The following is a 17,298-nucleotide window of genomic DNA, read 5'->3' on the forward strand; positions in this document are numbered from 1 at the left end:
GCCACTCACCTGCCGGCAACGCGCCGCAACGTTTGGCGAATGCCGTTGGCAGCCTGCCTGATGCTGGCGCTGGGCTTGGGCTGGACGTTGAATGCCGGTTACTTTGCCGACTTCCGCACCGGCACCGGCGAGCAGCGGCGGATTCTACTCAGCGACGGCTCGACAGTGATTTTGAACACCGCCTCTTCGCTGTCGGTGGAATTTTCCGAAAAGCAACGACTGATTCGCCTGCACGGCGGCGAAGCCCATTTCAAAGTAGCCGCCGACGCTGGTAGGCCTTTCGAAGTAGTGACCGGCAGCAGCCGGGTCAGGGCCTTGGGTACGGCTTTTGATGTTAAACAATGGCAAGGCGACTTGGCGGTCACGGTCTACGAGCATAGCGTGCGGGTCGCCTTCGCCGATGGCGAGACGATAGAGCGCTTGCCGGAAGGCCAACGCGTCGCTTCGTCGAGCGGGAAAGCCGGCGTACCTGAAAACGTCAATCTCAAGCAAGTAGGCGCTTGGCAGGACCGGCGGCTGGTGTTCAAGGAAAGACCGCTGCAAGCCGTGATCGACGACTTGAACCGTTACCGTCCCGGCAAGATCGTGATCGCCGACGCCGAGCTGGCCGGGCATTTGGTGACCGGCGTGTTTGACGCCAACGATCCGGAAGCCGCGTTGAACGTGATCGAGAAAACCTTGGCGGTTTCGGAACTACGCTTATCCGATGCCTTGGTGATTTTGCGCCGCAATTGAGTTGTGCAGCCTCTCCAGAAAGGTCGCCTGTGCTCCGGGCAAGGCTCTCCCAAACGCAGCCAACGGACGCCGCCCGAATAGGATGCCAGCGGAGTAGGACGGGGTTAGGCAGCAGCGGTAACCCGACATTTTGGCGTTGGCCGCGAGTCGGGTTACCCTCATCAAGCTACCCCGACCCGCGGCTAGTTCAGCCGCCGTTAAAGCCGCATCCACCCTCGGTTTTACCGTCGGCGATTGGCGCGTCTCGGTTCCGGCCCATTCGACCTTCGGCGAACCATCGTTATCACGCCACCAAAAATATTTTTCCTCCCGGGTTATAAAACCTATCGGCCCCGTCGTCTTTGCTTACGAACCCGCGCGGATTGCCCGACTGATGCTTTGGCGGCAATCCGACGAATTTCGTAACCGACGCCAGGAGGCCCGATGCACCGCCGTTTATCCCCAATTAACCCGCTTTGTTTGACACTGTTTGCGGCAACGCTGACGGTCAGCCCGTGGTGCGCGGCCGAAACCGCCATCGACTTTGCGATTCCGGCCGCGCCGTTGGCCGATGCCTTGCTGCAATTTTCCGAAACCAGCGGCGTCAAGGTGTTTTTCAGTTCGCAACTAGCCGGCAATTTGACTGGCAATGCCGTGCAGGGTCGCTATACCCCGCAACAGGCTTTGCAAAAACTGCTGACCGGCACCGGCCTGACCCCGCAAACCGCTGCCGACGATACGGTGACCTTAGAAAAATCGGGAAAACCTCTCGCGCCGCAATCAAATGCCGACACAGCCGCTTTGCCCAGCGTGACGGTATTGGGCAAAGCCACGTCCGATCCTAACGACCCTTATTACTCCGACTATCACTTGCCCAACGCCAGCGCCGCCACCAAAACCGATACGCCGATCATGGAGACGCCGATGTCGATTCAGGTCATCCCCAAACAAATCTTGAAAGACCAGCAGGCGATTCGGATCAAGGATGCGCTAAAGAACGTTAGTGGCGTTTTCTGGGCCACCGACCCGATGTATGAAGGTTTCCAGATGCGCGGATTTCAAACCGATGGCACGACCACCGTCTATCGTAATGGGTTGCGCATCCGGCGCGCGCAGCACGAGGTCGTCAATCTTGAACAGCTCGAAGTACTGAAAGGCCCGGCCGCGGCTATGTATGGGCGTATCGAACCGGGCGGCTTGATCAATGTGGTCACCAAGAAACCGCTTGATACGCCTTATTACTCGTTGGAGCAGCAGTTCGGCTCCTACGATTTATTCCGTACCACGGCGGATGCGACCGGTCCGATCAACGACGATCATTCGCTACTCTATCGCCTTAACATGGCCTATCAAAGCAATGACTTATTTATCGACACAATGGAACAGGAACGGGTGTTTTTTGCGCCATCGCTGAGCTGGCGGCCCAGCGACCGAACGGAAGTCAATTTGAATTTGGAGTATCAGCATGACACCCGCACAAATTACACGGGGCTTCCGGTTCTGGGCAATCGGCCGATTAATGTCCCCGTCAGTAACTATCTGGGTTTCGGATCGGACAATGCCCTTGCCATACACGATAAGGTTATTGTCGGCTTTGATTGGTCGCACCAATTTAACGACGATTGGAAAATCCAGCATCGCTTTCATTACTACAACCTTGATTATCAAGGTAACAATCAGTCGTTTTTTAACAACCCTGTAAACCCAGTTAATAACACGGCTATTCGAGGCACAACTACCACACCAATTGATATTACCGACACGGTTGCGACCAATATCGACCTCACTGGTAAATTCAAATTCTTGGGCACGCAGCATCGAGTACTAGCTGGATTCGATTATTTTTGGGAAACGCGCGATGGCCAAGGTTTTGCCAAGACTCCGGCACCCGCAAGCCATAGGCCTGTGGTAGATGTTTTTAATCCTGTCTATGGGCCGGTTCCATTACCAACAGCCAGCGATTTTAATAGCTTCAGCACGCTAACCCAGTCCTGGTACGGCACTTACTTTCAGGATCAGATCACCTTGTTCGACAAGCTGCATATCATGGGTGGCGGACGTTATGATTGGGCGACGCGCAGCAGCGGCGCGGCGACGACATCCATCGAAGCCGCGCGAAGCAGGGAGACGGAAGTTCAAAACGAAGCGTTCAGTCCGCGCGTCGGCGTGGTGTATCAACCCTGGCCCTGGCTTGCCTTGTACGGCAACTATGTGGAATCGTTGGGTGGTGCGAATACCGCCTTGGCCTCCACCGGCAAACCGCTCGACGCCGAAACCGCCCAGCAACACGAAGTGGGCTTCAAAACCGAGCTATTCGATAAAAAATTGCTGACCACGGTCGCGTTTTACGAATTGACCAAACAAAACATTGCCACCGCCGACCCAAGCAATTCAAGGTTTTCCGTGCAGACAGGAGCCGCCCGCAGCCGGGGCATGGAAGTGGATGTTTCAGGCCAAATTACGGACGGCCTAAATCTGATTGCCTCCTACGCCTACACCGATACTGAAATTACCCAAGATAATAGAGGCAATCAAGGACACAAACTTTGGAACGTTCCCAGAAACTCCGGAAGCTTCTGGGCTAAATACACGGTTCAAGATCCCGTACTGCGCGGTTTAAATTTCGGAGCCGGTGCATACGTCATAGGAGAGCGCGAAGGGAACAACGAGAATAACTGGCAAATGCCTGGCTATGTCAGAGTCGATGCCCTGATCGGTTATGCCTGGAACGTGGGGCGATCAAAAATAACGACGCAACTTAACGTCAATAACCTACTGGACAAGACCATTTACGAGACTTCGGCTTTTGGCGGCTATTTGGTACAGCCGGGCGCGCCCTGTAATTTCATGGGCTCGATTAAGGTGGAATTTTGACTTTGTCGCTCCGAATAGCGCCGCGTATTCGGAGGGATGAAGGCTTCGAATTCATCCGATCGCGTTTCACGGATCGGCCTTGGGTTACCAATCCAAAGCCGTGAAGTCCAGCCCGCGCAGAGCGAGGTTCCTATCGTCCGGCCTACCAAGCCGGTGTGGGATTTTTCGGTGCCGGAACGTCTTATTCAACAACAGGGCTTTCCGGGCAAAATTGCGGCTGGCTTAGCCAACTCTATTTTCCTACCTTTCAAGGTTCCTTTCGGGCTACAAGCATGAGTACCAATCTCTACCAACCTGCTTCGACGGTTCGAAAAGAACCGCAAAATCCTAGCCTTTCCCGTTTAAAATTCCGCCGCCAACGCTGGCTGACCGTGCATCTCTGGCTGGGCCTGACGTTGGGCTTGCTGCTGTCTATTTATGGCATCACCGGTAGCATCCTGGTGTTTTATCCGGAACTCGACGAATGGCTGCATCCAGATATGCTGGTGGTAGAGGTGCCGGCGGATGCCGAGTATCGGCCCTTGGCTGAAATTTTCGCGGCCGGCAAGGCGGCGATGCCGCCGCAAGCCAAACACAACTTCGCCACCTACCCGCGCAACGAATTCGCGGCCTTCAAGCTGCGCTTCGCGGTGGCGGATGCCAACGGCGCGGTGGAACGCTGGGAAGTAGGCGTCGATCCTTACACCGCGAAAATCTCCGGCAAACAACTTCAGGGCCGTTCCAGCGATTGGCTGCCCAGCACTTTCATCGGCCTGATGTTTGAATTGCATTACGCCTTGCTGCTGCCCAACGACATCAGTACGGTAGTGGTCGGCCTGTCCGGCATATTATTGATTATATCCACCCTGACCGGCCTGATCGTCTGGTGGCCGCTGACCGGACGCTGGCGGCAGGCACTGCTGTTTAAAGCCGGTGCCGGCAAGGTACGATTCAATTACGATCTGCACAAAACCAGCGGTTTTTATACCATGCTGGCGATGATACCGGTGCTGTTTTCCGGCGTGTACATGGTGTTGCCGCATAACGTAGTAGCGGTGCTGGAAGTGTTTTCGCCGGCCACCTACCGTTACTGGTTTCAATCTACGCCGCCGCATCCGGGGGCGCCGGCCATCGGCATGGCTCAAGCGGTGGCTATTGCACGGCAACAGTACCCAACTGGTCGACCGAGCATGATTTACGGCGCGGCGGAACCGACGAAAACCTACACCGTCTGCCAGGACGGCGTCGATGCACCCGGCAGCCTTTTGCAACGCCGTTGCACGGTGATAGATCGTTACAGCGCCAAGATTCTGGACCGGGACGATCCTAGCTTGCCGACCGCCAGCGCCGGCGAAATCTTCACCCATTGGCAATGGCCGCTGCACTCCGGCCAGGTCTTTGGCATGACCGGGCGGATTTTGGTGTTTATCACCGGACTGGTTTGTCCGGTGTTGTTTGTCACCGGTGTGATCCGCTGGCGGCAGAAAGCCGCAACCCGGCACAGACGGAAGGGCTGAAATCGATCAATTATCAGGTACTGAAACGATTGGGCAATATTTTCGACCAACACGAGATGTCTGAATTTGTCCCTATGCCAGTCGCGCTTCGCAGCGGGAAGCGGGGTTTAAAAGTGTGTCATATGCCGCACTTTGGTCGTTACGCTTTCGGGGATTTCGCCAGCAGTGTTGCCAACTGATGGAGCAACAGCCGCATAACCCTGGCTTCCCAAGGTAGTGGCTTAAAACTTGCTGCTTCGGAAGACGTTTCATTGCCGACTATGTGTTCATGGGTGCAATCACCGATTCCAATTTACTGGCCAGTTTTCTGCTCTACCAGAAGGAACTCCAGCAGTTTTTGACTCGTAAGGTCAATTGTGCGGAAACCGCGGCCGATTTGATCCAGGAAACTTATTTGCGCATCGCCCGCTATTCCGCCGTCGGCGAGATTGCCAATCAGCGGGCGTTCGTGTTTCGCATCGCCGACAACCTGGCCCTGGACCACTTGCGCAGCAGAGCTCGGCAAGAACAACGCGACGGCGGTCTGGTCGGCGATGACATCGCTTGCGGCCAACCGCAACCGGATGGCACGCTGGAGGGGCAACAACAAATGGAATTGTTCGAAACACTCATCTACGAGCTGCCGCCGCAATGTCGCAAAGTGTTCTTGGCGTGTCGAGTGGAAGGCAAGCGTTATTCCGAAATCGCCGCCGAGCTGGGCATATCGGCGCGCACTGTGGAAAGTCATATGCATAAGGCTCTGAAGCATTTGAAAGACCGCATCGATTTCCTGTGATGCTCGGCGCGCTGGTCTTATGCAAATTAACCCCGTTATAAAATCGTGGCATCATGTCAGCTTCGGCTCAACGCTTCCCGTCCCTAACCATGTCCGATAACCCTCAATCCGCGTCATCCGGCTCGCTTTCGGATCAGGCACTCGCCTGGTTTGCCCGTATGCATGCGGATGATGTCAGCGACGAAGAGCGTCGCCAATTTGAAATCTGGTACCACGCCGATCCCCGACACGCCGAAGCCTACGACAAAGCCCTCAAGCTGTGGGACTTGCTGCAACTGCCGGCGGAGCGGGTTCAGCAACGTCTACAAACGGATGCCGCCAAAACCAAAACAGAACCCTCTCCCGCCGGGACGACTTCATGGATGCAGGAGGTAGGGCAAGGTCTGGAACAGTTGCCGAGAGGGCAGGGTGATGGGCGCTTGCAACCTTCGTCCGGCGGGCGAAACCTGCAACGAGTTGCTTTGAGTTGTCTCGGGCTGTTGCTGCTGGTGGCCGGCTGGCGGCTGCCCGAGCAATGGCAAAACTGGCGCAGCGATTACCATACCGCAGCCGGCCAACAACTCAGTGTCGAACTGGCGGACGGCTCGCGGCTGACCTTGAATACCGACACGGCGCTAACGGTCCGTTATAGCGAAAGCTGGCGCCAGATCGAGTTGTTACGCGGCGAAGCCTATTTCGAAGTCGCGCCCAATAAGCAACGGCCGTTTGTCGTCGACGGCGGCCAGGCCACAGCCCGCGCGGTGGGCACCGCCTACAGCGTCCGCAAGCAGGCTGATGAGCTGCGCGTCGTCGTTAGCGAAGGCACCGTGGAGGTCGGCGCAGACAAAGCCAAAGCCCTGGTTCATGCCGCCGAGCAAGCCGAGTATCGGCAAGGCCGGCTGCAAGCCGTTGCTAAGCTCGACAACGACGATGCGCTGGCCTGGCGGCGAAGCCAAACCGTGTTTCACCGCCAGCCTTTGACGCAAGTATTGGAAGAAGTTAACCGCTATCGTCGCGGTCGTATTGTCGCTGTTAATCCGCAGTTGGCCGAACGCGTCGTCAACGGCGTATTCAACAACTCCGACCCCGATGCGGTACTGGCTGCGCTGATCACCACCCTTCAAGCCAAAGCTTTGCGGATGCCGGGCGATCTGGTGTTGTTGTATTGAGGCTATCGCCGGGCACCTCGCGCTATTGATCAGGCCGTTATTAACCCGGCCCTTAAACTCCCTGGACTCGCCATTCCCGCGAAGGCGGGAATCTAGCATAGCCGCTGGGCTCCCGCCTGCGCGGGAGCGACGATATTTAGGGGCCGGGTTAATAAAACGTCTCAAGGCTGAATCGATAAATAGCAAACGACTAAAAAATATTTATTTCAGCGCTAAGGGTAAGCCTGAATCCGTGTCGTCTATGTCGGTAACACCATTCATCGACGAAGGAGATAGACGCATGAAATATCCCATACCAGCTAGCCGTGGCCCATTCTACGCAGCGCTTGCTGCCGGCCTGTTGACTTCTGCTGTTGCCATAGCTGCCGAGCAAACCTTTGACATCCGCTCCCAATCGCTATCCTCGGCGTTGACCCGGTTTTCCGCGCTTACCGGCTTGCAAGTGCTGTATGAAGGCGACATCGCCGAACACATCATCGCGCCGGAATTAACAGGCCGTTATACGCCGGAACAGGCTTTGCAGAACTTGCTGCGCGGTTCCGGGTTGCACTACCGGTTCAGCAACGGTAATACCGTGACGCTGGAAAAGATGGCGAGAATCGAGCCGCAGTCGGCGACGACTTTGCCGACAGTTATGGTGACCGGTAAAGCGGGCTATGCGGACAGTGATCCTTACAATCCAAGCTACAATCGGACCACGACTACTACCGCCACCAAAACCGATACCCCCATCTTCGATACGCCAGTATCGGTTCAGGTGGTCCCGCGAGCAGTGATGGATGATCAGAAAAGTTCACGGCTTAAAGATGTGTTGGAAAATGTCAGCGGTGTGAGAGCACAACCTTCATTGGGATACGGCAATGGCTTCATCATTCGCGGTTTTCACAATGCCAGAGTATACCGAAACGGTTTGCTGTCTATCCGGGATGGCGAACCTACCGAAGTAGATGCAGGCAATCTACAAAGTGTCGAGGTGCTAAAAGGTCCTGCTGCAGTTCTATTCGGACGTATAGAGCCCGGTGGTCTTGTCAACATTACTACCAAAAAGCCGCTAGACATTCCGTATTACGCATTAGAACAGCAATTTGGTTCGTATGATTTTTACCGCACGCAGTGGGATGCCACTGGCCCAGTAAACGATGACAAATCGGTACTTTATCGTTTTACCGGTGCGTATCAAAACGCAAATTCTTTCAGAGATTTTGTGTCCACCGACCGAGTGTTGGTCAATCCTAGCGTCACTTGGCGGCCGACCGATAGAACAGATATGACTTTAAGTGTCGAGGGATTCGATCAGGACTATCGGTCAGATTTCGGCATTCCTGTTATCGGCAATCGTCCGGCGCCCATACCAATCAGTCGGTCATTGAACGATCCCAATATTCCTATGAGTAGCATCTCCAAAACGCATCTGAGCACGGAAATTAATCACCATTTTAACGACGACTGGGCGATACATAATCGCTTTCTAGCCAGCTTTAACGAAGCGCATGACTATATGGTTAATCCAACGCCGGCTTTTGGCCCCGCCGAAGACGCCTTGCTCCCCGACGGGACGCTTAAGCGCAATATATTCGGTCAAACAGCCGATACCGATCTCTACACTACCAATCTGGATTTGACCGGAAAGTTCATGCTTGGCTCGACCAAGCACGATGTGTTGCTGGGGTTCGATTATTTTCAGGCGACGATGAAGTACCATTATTTTGGTGAATTCAACGATGCCAATCCTGATCTGAATATCAACATTTACAATCCTTGGCCCAGCTACGGAATAAATCCTGCAGTTATTGAACAAACCTTATCGCAACCACCCAATTGCTGCACCACCGATAATTTTGCGTTTTTTAATAACAACTGGTACGGCGCCTATTTTCAGGATCACATTACTCTGTGGGATAAATTGCATATCTTAGGAGGTGGTCGATACGATTGGGCGGAAACCGGTTCATCGTACATGGCTTCATTTGCCGACGCAGAGGCTACCCTACCATCACGCAAAGACGAGGGTTTTAGTCCTCGCGTCGGTATACTTTTTCAACCCATTAAACAGTTGGCAGTCTACGGCAACTGGACCACCTCGTTCGGTGCCAATAACGCGCCAGCCGCTGATGGTTCGACCTTTGACCCGCAAATCGGCGAGCAGTTTGAGGCCGGCTTGAAAACCCAAGGATTCGATGACCGCTTATTGGCAACCTTGGCCTACTACCATCTCACCAAAGATAACATCTTGGTTCCGGATAACAGTACGCCCAATCCGTTCGATAAAATAGCCAACCAGCAACGCAGTCAGGGCATAGAGCTTGATATAACGGGACATTTGACGGATGCCTTGAGCTTGATAGGCAGTTATGCGTTTACGGATGCGCGCGTCATTAAAGATTACGCTGGCGACACGGCTGGTCATCGCTTGGCTAACGTTCCGGAGCATTCCGGTAGTCTTTGGGTCAAATACGACATGAAAGGGCATACCGCGTTGCAAGGCTTAAGTTTCGGCCTGGGCGGTATAGCTGCCGGCGGACGCGAAGGCGATTTGGCCAATAGTTTTCAACTGCCTGGCTATGTGCGTATGGATGCCTTCGCCGCATACCGGTGGGAAATTAACAAAACACGGGTTACCGCGCAGTTCAATCTACGCAATCTACTCGATAAGCGCTATTACGAGTCGACCGATCCAGAGTCCAACGTAACCCCCCGTTTAAGTGTTGCCCCTGGTGCACCGTTGACAGCTATCGGATCAATCAAGGTGGAGTTTTAAGCGTTTGTATTGGATGCAAATGTGATGCCTTGGTGGCTTCACTGATAGGCACCAGAGTGGGTTGGGACGATGGTAATTATTCGTTGACGGGCGCAATTCAATCCGGGAGCAACCGGGATGGTATTTGGCGGTGTGGAGTTTCGCTGGTAGAGTCCGCGCCGCGCGACATAAGCCGGTGTGTTTCCGCTTAGGATTGGGTTTAATTCATAGCAGTGGGCTTGTGTTGTCGCTTGCTTACAGGTGTTTAAATTAGGTTTCCAGCAGGCATCACTCAGCCCGCCGCTAAAATCGGAAACAATTCGCTGATGCCGCCGGCGATGAATTCGACGGCGGTTGAGGTCAGTAGCAAGCCCATCACCCGCGTGACCACGTTCATGCCGGTCTGTCCCATGATGGCGATAATGCGCGGTGCCAGCAGCAGTATCAGTAGCACGATCAAACTGATGGACACGATTACGCCGCTGAACAACAGATAATGCGCCAATGACAAATCGCGGTGGGCATAGACGATGGTGGTGCTGATCGCGCCGGGCCCCGCCAGCAAAGGAATCGCTAATGGCACCACCGCTACCGAGGATTTTTCGTGCGACTCGGCGTCTTCTTCCGGCGTATGCCGCGAGCGGTCGTCGCTGACCCGCAGCATAGAGATGCCCATCAACAACAGTAACAAACCACCGGCGACCCTGAACGCCGGCAGTCCGATACCGAAGAAATTATGTATCGGTTCGCCGGCCAATAGCGAGGTAAACAGCACCATCGCCACGGCAAACGCGGTGGTCATCGCCGTTTGTCGGCGTTCCACGGGCTGCTTTCTTGCTGTCAACGACAGAAAAATCGGCATCGCACTGATCGGGTTGACCACCGAAACCAAGCCGGCCAGCAATTGCACGTATTCGTTCCAATTCATTTGGATCCCCGTGTGAGTCCCTGTGGCATTAGATTATTACGCCCGCCGCCACCGTCTGCAAAGACACCGGATCGATAAGGATGAAACTGCCGGTGGTGCGGTTATCGGCATAGGCATCGACCAATAGCGGTTGTTGCAGTTTCAGCTTGACCCGCAAAATGTCGTTCATTGCCGCCGTGTCCGGCGCGGCTTGTTGGGCCAGGGTATTGACGTCTAACCGGTAACTCAACTCCTCGAACAGGGCGTTAACGGTACGCGTCGTATGTTTGACCAGATACTTGCCCCGCGTCTGCAACGGTTGCTCCGCTAACCAGCAAATGTCCGCGTTGATGGTTTTGACGACGCGCGGCGGATTAATCGGGTCGGCCAGCATATCGCCGCGCGAAATATCGATTTCTTTATCCAGCGATACCACCACCGATTGATCGGCTCTAGCCATGGGCAACGCGCGGTCGGCGATGCTTAATCGACTGACTCGCGCTCGCAGACCGGATGGCAACACGGTCACTTCATCGCCAAGCTGTAACCGGCCTGAGGCCAGTGTACCTTGGTAGCAGCGGAATTCATTATCGCTAATGCCGCCGGCGCCGTTACCCAGCATGATCCGAGCTACCCGTTGTACCGGTAAGCGTAAGGGGGCGTGATCGGCGTCGCGCCTTGCCGGGACGGTTTCAAGATAGTGCAATAGGCTCGGGCCGCAATACCAGTGTATGGACTCGGCGCAGGTCGCCACATTAGCGCCGGTCAATGCCGATATCGGAATGGCTTGCACGTGGTGACGACCCAATTGGCCGACGAAGGCACTGAATTCGTTGACGATGGCCTGAAATACCGCAGGATCCCAATCCACTAAATCCATTTTGTTAACAGTCAGTACCAGTTCGCCAATGCCGAGCAAATGCGTCAGATAAGCATGGCGGCGCGTCTGAGTGGTGATACCTTTACGTGCATCAACCAGCAAAATCGCCAGATCGGCGCTTGAGGCGGCAGTAACCATATTGCGAGTGTATTGCTCATGACCCGGCGTATCGCCGATGATGAATTTGCGCCGTTCCGTCGAGAAATAACGATAAGCTACATCGATGGTGATGCCTTGTTCCCGTTCAGCAATCAGACCGTCGGTCAACAGCGACCAATCGATGGTCGCCAGTCCGCGCTTTTGCGAAGTGGCTTGAATCGCCGCCAACTGATCGGCAGCGACGTTGCCGGTGTCGTAAAGCAATCGACCGATCAAGGTACTCTTGCCGTCATCGACGCTGCCGGCGGTAATAAAGCGGAGTAGCCCGGAAGGCGCATGCGCCGGTGTACGGTTTGCAGGTGTGTTTACTGTCGAGTGATTGGCAATGTTCATTAGAAATACCCCTCTTTTTTACGTTGTTCCATGGCCGCATCCGAGGCACGGTCGTCCAGGCGGGTGGCGCCGCGTTCGGTCAGCAGGCATTGCGCGGTTTCGGTGATGATGTCGGCCACGTTGCTGGCTGTCGATGCCACCGGCGCGGTGCAGGATATATCGCCGACCGTGCGGAAACGGCAGCTGATGGTTTCCACGGTATCGCCGGCTTGGGCCGGTGTCAGATGCGTCACCGGAACCAGAATGTCGCCACGCCTCACAACTTGGCGTGGGTGGGCGAAGTAAAGCGCCGGCAGCTCGACGTCCTCGCGCTGTATGTATTGCCAGACGTCAAGCTCGGTCCAGTTCGAAATAGGAAACACCCGCAAATGGTCGCCGAGTGCGACACGCGTGTTGTACAAGGACCAGAGTTCCGGGCGCTGATGTTTCGGTTCCCATTGACCAAACTCGTCGCGGACACTGACGATCCGTTCCTTGGCCCGCGCTTTTTCTTCATCGCGCCGGGCGCCACCCAAACAGGCATCAAACCCGAACTCGGCGATTGCTTCCATCAAGGTGACCGATTGATAGGGATTGCGCGATTCCAATGCATGCCGCAAGCGCACGGAGCCTTTGCGGATTGAATCCTCGACACTGCGCACGTGCAGTTGGCAATCGTAGCGTTCCGCCATCCGGTCGCGGTAGGCAATCACTTCGTCATAGTTATGGCCGGTATCAATGTGCAGTAGGGCGCAGCCGATCCGCTCGGGATGAAACGCCTTGTAAGCCAAATGTAATAAAACTGCCGAATCTTTGCCGCCGGAAAACAACAATACCGGGTTACGGCATTCGGCAATCACCTCGCGCAGAATGAATAGCGCCTCGGCTTCCAGCAGATCCAGGTGGTCCGTCGCAACGTGCGATGGGTTAAATGCTGTGTTTACTTGCCAATTCATATTATCTCTCCCTGCCATAATCGGTGACGGCTTGCCAGTGCTGCTGGATGTACCGATAGCAGCAGTTATCAAACGGATCGATACGCGTCAGATGCAACCATTGGTTATCGACCAACTGCCGAACCTCGGCGTGGTTGGCTAACACTTGCTCGATCATCTCTGCTGGTGCTTCGATGACAACGGTCAAGCGCACCGGCTCGTGGCGCAGGATTTTTCCGTCATTTAGCGATTGCCACGGCAAACCGACTCGCAAATCGCCGCCGTTGCCTTCCAGAATGCCGATGGTGCCGACCACATTATGTAAGGCCTTATTGCCGCTACCGAAGCGGCGGTTGTCGACGGTCGAGGCGTAGTACTGCAGATTAATCCAGCTTGCCACCACCATCGGCGCACTCATGATCAGGCTCAAGATTGCAGCGTCGGTATCCTGCCGGTATTCGTAGTTGTGTAGAAATACCCGGCCGTTGAGCTCGAAGTGAGAAGTGCGTGTTCTGGGAGCGGCGATGAAGGCGATGTTGCCGGCCAATCCCCATTCCGGGCGAATTTGCGACCAATCGCGACTGCGTTTGCTGACAGCTCTCGTCAGCGAGGCAGCATCGTCGTTTGCCAATCCCAAACCCGGCGCCCGTTCTTGGCGAGCGAGCTGCGAGGCCTGATCCAGCCAGCGCCGTAACAGCAGCAGGTCTTCACTGAAGTAATGTGGGATTTGATCAAGATCGAACAAACGCACTTCATCGGTCGTCGTGTCGTGTAAACCGGCGACAAACCAGGTGTCTTTCGGAATGGTCAATCCCTGAGTAGACAGACCGGCACGCACTTCCCGATCGTTCAACACCGCCGCCGCGACGCGCGCATTCGCTTCGCCACTATGTCCACCACAGGCCCCGCAATCCAGACCGGCTGCGTACGGATTGTTGACGGTGCTGCTGCCATGTCCGCACAACAACACCAACCGGGCAAAACCCTCATTCAAACTCATACCCTGCAAGGCTTTGCGCGCCAGTTCGATGCGATCACCCAAAGCAATGCCGGTTTCGACTACTGGACCCTTGGCAATCAAACGACCGCGCTGGCGGGTAATGACCGGGCCGATGCGATGCACTATGTGTTTGTCCAGCCCAGCGATACCTGGTTTGACCACCGGCCGGGTCAAACCCAGGCTGTCGCTGAGCAACTTGCCGGCAAAACTCAGCCCGGAAATTTCCACGTAAGAGAAACAAGACACGGCGGAGTTTTTAAAGCCCTTCCAAAGTCTGTTCAAGCGCTTGCGCAGCCAGCGTTTCTCAAGGATGTCGCTCAGTTCGCCAACATCGGCATCGCTTACGCTTTCCCGGATGCGGAATTTGGGTTTCAGCAAGACCGGACATTGCGGCTGACCTTGATGATGCCCAAGCGCGATGTATTCGATGGGGAAACCGAAGAAGCCGGCAAAACCCAGGGTCTCGATGGTATTGGATTGCGTTTCCAGAGCGCGCCGATAAATTTCCGAGCGCACGTCGATACAAAACACCGCTTGCAGGTTTTTACGGTCGGCTTGGTGAGGGCTTGCTGAGGCCAGCGCCGACGCCAGTTTTTCGAATAAGGGGCGCTGCGTTGCCAATTCGTAGGCCGACTGCATAATGTGGCGAATTTCAAGTGCTGCACCGGTATCGGTATTTGCCAACGGTGCGTCTTGCCAATGGTCTCGCCATGTCTCGACATCTTGCAGGCTTGCCACCGCCGAGATAAGCGCATAGTCATAGCTGAGCCGTATAGCCAGGAGTTGCAGCAAGGCGTCTTGGGTTTGCTCTGGGCTGGCTTGCCAATGCTTGTAGCGCACCCAAGCACTCCAACCGGCCACCGTCAGTAATTGCCGATGGCAGGCATCATCGAGCCGGGCACTGGGCAAGCCCATTGCAGCGAGTATCCGCGTAATCGCCTCAATGGGCTGTTCCGGCAAGGCGCTTATTGTCTGACGAAACGCCGACAGGCCGGCTAATTCGGGTGTACGGTCGAAGGCCGCAGCGCGGCGCCAAGCCGCATACAGCGGCAGCCCCCGCCAGGGCATGCGCCACGCCGACTGACCTTGATCGAAGTAAGCGGCACACCATTTGGAGATCTCGTCGGTAATCAATAGCGCCCATTGGCTGCCATGCTCGGCATCCAAATGGTCCGCCAAGGTGTAGCAAGGATTGCCTGGCAGCGCGGTATCGTGGCTTGGCAGATTTTGCAACTCGATTAAGCATTGCTGGAGGGACCTATTGCTGCCGGTTTGCTGCATGGCCTGGCTGATATCGGCATCCTGAATATAGCCCCGCCGGTATTGCTCGGCGTAGAAACTCGCCGGCATCAGCATTTCGCCCTGACCCATCCTCGCGCTGAACTCGCAAGCCTCGGCAAAGGAGCGATCGCTTAAGCCAAGAAACGGATTGACCGCGACGAATTGTTGTAAGGGCCACAACGGTGCGATGCGAGTGCAGGCCCGCTCAATGGCCGCGAGTATGTCTGGCGCTTGCAGGCTATCTTGGCCGTAAGTCCGGCCGACGGTCTCGGCGCTGTCGAAGTGATTGTTAGGTTTAAATGACAATGCGGCTGCGTTCATTGCGGTATTCCTCCAGAGTGACGATGGCTAAGACGAACGGGCTTGGACCCATAGCGTTGGATCATGCGGTTAGCGAGAGTGCTGATGTAAAAGCCGTTGTAGAGATGCACGTAGGCCGCTTGCCAAACCTTTGCAGCCGCCGGGCCGGGGTACTGAATCTGTAACATCAAAATCGTGAAAAATCCTGCCAGGACGACAGTCAACAACAAGCTATCGAACAGGCTGTCTATCGGCATCTGCTGAGCAATGTCAGCGCGTAGCAGATGCAAGAAGCCGGTTTGTAGGGCGAAATACAGCAGGCTCACACCGCTGGCGATAAGCAGGGCTTTGCCAATTTGCGCGGGGCCGGCGTGATGGGCCAGCGCATTCCACAACAAGTAGGTCAAGGCCATTTGCAAGATCGCTCCCAACAGCACAATGCCGGGTTCTTCCCGCAAGTTCAGATCGAATAAGCCGGCGCCGCCGACAGTCAACGCCAACGCCGCGATGAACGCCACCAGCAGTTCGCCGGGATGGCGACTGTCGCGAATCGGCGGGGCCCAGGCCGCGCGAGCAATGTCGACTACGCTGCCGCTGGATAAAAAGGCGTGGGCCTTGTAGAGGGCGTGGGCGATGATATGCAACATCGCTGAGGAAAATGCGCCGAGTCCGCATTGCAGCATCATGAAGCCCATCTGGCCGACGGTGGAAAACGCCAGTGACTTTTTAATGCTGGTTTGGGTGAGCATCACCAGAGAGCCGAACAAGGCGGTGACGGTGCCGATCACTGCCAGTAAGTGCAGCGCGGCAGGTGCCTGCACCAGTACGTGGCTCATGCGTATCACTAAAAAGCCGCCAGCATTGATGATGCCGGCATGCATCAACGCCGATACCGGCGTGGGGGTTTCCATCACCTCCGGCAACCAGCTATGAAAAGGAAATTGCGCCGACTTGATGACAGCCCCGATGACCAGCGCAAAGGCAGCGGCGTTTAAGTTGCTGCTATTGTGGATAGTCGTGTCTGCCGCCGCGAACAGTTCGCCAAATTCCAGCGTACCGAAGACTTGATACAGCCAAACCCCCGCCAAAATCAGCGCGAAATCGCCTAAGCGACTGAACACAAACTTCTTGCGAGCAGCGATACGAGCACCCTGCCGTTCCGGATAAAACAACAATAGTCTATGCAAACACAGACTGGTCATAATCCAGGCCAGCACGAATAATATGAAATGGCCGGCGATCACTAAGGTCATCACTGCCGCGATAGTCCATGCGAGCCACTTAAAAAAACGGCCTTGGCCGGGATCGCCATCCAGGTAATGACGCGAATAGCGGATGACCACGGCGCCTATGAACGCTACCAGCATCAGCATCATGGCCGAGAGCCTATCGATATATAACAAGTGTTCTGCGACGCTAGCCCCTGAACCCGTATAGAAAAGACTGACGCCGGCAAGCCCAGCTGTCAGCACCGCAAGGATCGATAACGTTCCGCAAAGTTTGGTCATAAGTTGCGGATGACGATCCGTCCAGGTCGACGATGGAATTCCTGATAGAAACAACAGCAGCGGCGCCGACACCGCGGAGTAAGTGATCAACGATGTCATGGCCGCAACTCCTGTCTGCTTAAAAACGCAGTGTTGTTGTGATGTTGTTCGATGAATAAGATGGCGGAGCGGATGGTCTTGTGCATGAGAATCCCCGTGATGTTGACAGTGTTGTCATGCTAGCAATCGGCTATTAATTCATCCAATATATGTATTTAATTTAAACGTTCTCT

The 17,298-nt window shown here is 55.3% G+C and carries 11 protein-coding genes; 6 read left to right on the forward strand and 5 right to left on the reverse strand.

The features are described from left to right. The 6 genes from NP589_RS09695 to NP589_RS09720 form a co-directional block, all read left to right on the forward strand. Positions 1-735 (forward strand): FecR family protein (locus NP589_RS09695; protein WP_256606799.1); only part of this gene is annotated, 735 nt, incomplete at its 5' end. 423 nt (positions 736-1,158) lie between these two features. Then, positions 1,159-3,588 carry a TonB-dependent siderophore receptor gene (locus NP589_RS09700; protein ID WP_256606800.1) on the forward strand — a complete coding sequence of 810 codons (2,430 nt, stop codon included), beginning with the start codon at positions 1,159-1,161 and terminating at the stop codon, positions 3,586-3,588. Between the two features lie 272 nt (positions 3,589-3,860). After that, positions 3,861-5,084 (forward strand): PepSY-associated TM helix domain-containing protein, encoded by a 1,224-nt coding sequence (locus NP589_RS09705; protein WP_256606801.1) that lies wholly within the window; start codon positions 3,861-3,863, stop codon positions 5,082-5,084. A gap of 268 nt (positions 5,085-5,352) precedes the next feature. Continuing rightward, positions 5,353-5,859: an RNA polymerase sigma factor gene (locus NP589_RS09710; RefSeq protein ID WP_256606802.1), complete on the forward strand. Its 507-nt coding sequence runs from the start codon at positions 5,353-5,355 to the stop codon at positions 5,857-5,859. A gap of 53 nt (positions 5,860-5,912) precedes the next feature. Beyond that, positions 5,913-7,007 carry a FecR family protein gene (locus NP589_RS09715; RefSeq protein WP_256606803.1) on the forward strand — a complete coding sequence of 365 codons (1,095 nt, stop codon included), beginning with the start codon at positions 5,913-5,915 and terminating at the stop codon, positions 7,005-7,007. Between the two features lie 280 nt (positions 7,008-7,287). Beyond that, positions 7,288-9,765 (forward strand): TonB-dependent siderophore receptor, encoded by a 2,478-nt coding sequence (locus tag NP589_RS09720; RefSeq protein WP_256606804.1) that lies wholly within the window; start codon positions 7,288-7,290, stop codon positions 9,763-9,765. 271 nt (positions 9,766-10,036) lie between these two features. Here NP589_RS09720 and NP589_RS09725 read toward each other — a convergent pair whose 3' ends face one another. The 5 genes from NP589_RS09725 to NP589_RS09745 are packed head-to-tail and all read right to left on the reverse strand — an operon-like array spanning position 10,037 to position 17,125. After that, a complete protein-coding gene (locus NP589_RS09725) occupies positions 10,037-10,672 on the reverse strand; it encodes an NAAT family transporter (RefSeq protein ID WP_256606805.1) in 636 nt (211 codons plus the stop codon). Between the two features lie 28 nt (positions 10,673-10,700). Further along, positions 10,701-12,023, reverse strand: a complete 1,323-nt coding sequence (locus NP589_RS09730; RefSeq protein WP_256606806.1) for a sulfate adenylyltransferase subunit 1 — start codon at positions 12,021-12,023, stop codon at positions 10,701-10,703. Then, entirely contained in the window at positions 12,023-12,958 is a 936-nt protein-coding gene (gene cysD, locus NP589_RS09735) for a sulfate adenylyltransferase subunit CysD (RefSeq protein ID WP_256606807.1), read from the reverse strand. Before cysD ends, NP589_RS09730 begins: the two co-directional genes overlap by 1 nt. A 1-nt stretch (position 12,959) precedes the next feature. Further along, the gene (locus NP589_RS09740) at positions 12,960-15,539 is read right to left on the reverse strand and encodes a YbcC family protein (protein ID WP_256606808.1); all 2,580 of its coding nucleotides are present in this window, start codon (positions 15,537-15,539) and stop codon (positions 12,960-12,962) included. Next, complete coding sequence (locus NP589_RS09745) at positions 15,536-17,125, reverse strand: proton-conducting transporter transmembrane domain-containing protein (RefSeq protein ID WP_256606809.1); 1,590 nt, start codon at positions 17,123-17,125, stop codon at positions 15,536-15,538. Before NP589_RS09745 ends, NP589_RS09740 begins: the two co-directional genes overlap by 4 nt. Positions 17,126-17,298 lie beyond the last annotated feature (173 nt).

The organism is Methylomonas rosea, from assembly GCF_024505055.1.
Lineage (GTDB): Bacteria > Pseudomonadota > Gammaproteobacteria > Methylococcales > Methylomonadaceae > Methylomonas > Methylomonas rosea.

What these genes read in the sequence shown, in the direction of transcription:
- NP589_RS09740 (WP_256606808.1), bottom strand. Translation starts at nt 15,539, where the DNA reads ATGAACGCAGCCGCATTGTCATTTAAACCTAACAATCACTTCGACAGC.
- NP589_RS09705 (WP_256606801.1), top strand. Translation starts at nt 3,861, where the DNA reads ATGAGTACCAATCTCTACCAACCTGCTTCGACGGTTCGAAAAGAACCG.
- NP589_RS09710 (WP_256606802.1), top strand. Translation starts at nt 5,353, where the DNA reads ATGGGTGCAATCACCGATTCCAATTTACTGGCCAGTTTTCTGCTCTAC.
- NP589_RS09700 (WP_256606800.1), top strand. Translation starts at nt 1,159, where the DNA reads ATGCACCGCCGTTTATCCCCAATTAACCCGCTTTGTTTGACACTGTTT.
- NP589_RS09725 (WP_256606805.1), bottom strand. Translation starts at nt 10,672, where the DNA reads ATGAATTGGAACGAATACGTGCAATTGCTGGCCGGCTTGGTTTCGGTG.
- cysD (WP_256606807.1), bottom strand. Translation starts at nt 12,958, where the DNA reads ATGAATTGGCAAGTAAACACAGCATTTAACCCATCGCACGTTGCGACG.
- NP589_RS09715 (WP_256606803.1), top strand. Translation starts at nt 5,913, where the DNA reads ATGTCAGCTTCGGCTCAACGCTTCCCGTCCCTAACCATGTCCGATAAC.
- NP589_RS09720 (WP_256606804.1), top strand. Translation starts at nt 7,288, where the DNA reads ATGAAATATCCCATACCAGCTAGCCGTGGCCCATTCTACGCAGCGCTT.
- NP589_RS09745 (WP_256606809.1), bottom strand. Translation starts at nt 17,125, where the DNA reads ATGACATCGTTGATCACTTACTCCGCGGTGTCGGCGCCGCTGCTGTTG.
- NP589_RS09730 (WP_256606806.1), bottom strand. Translation starts at nt 12,023, where the DNA reads ATGAACATTGCCAATCACTCGACAGTAAACACACCTGCAAACCGTACA.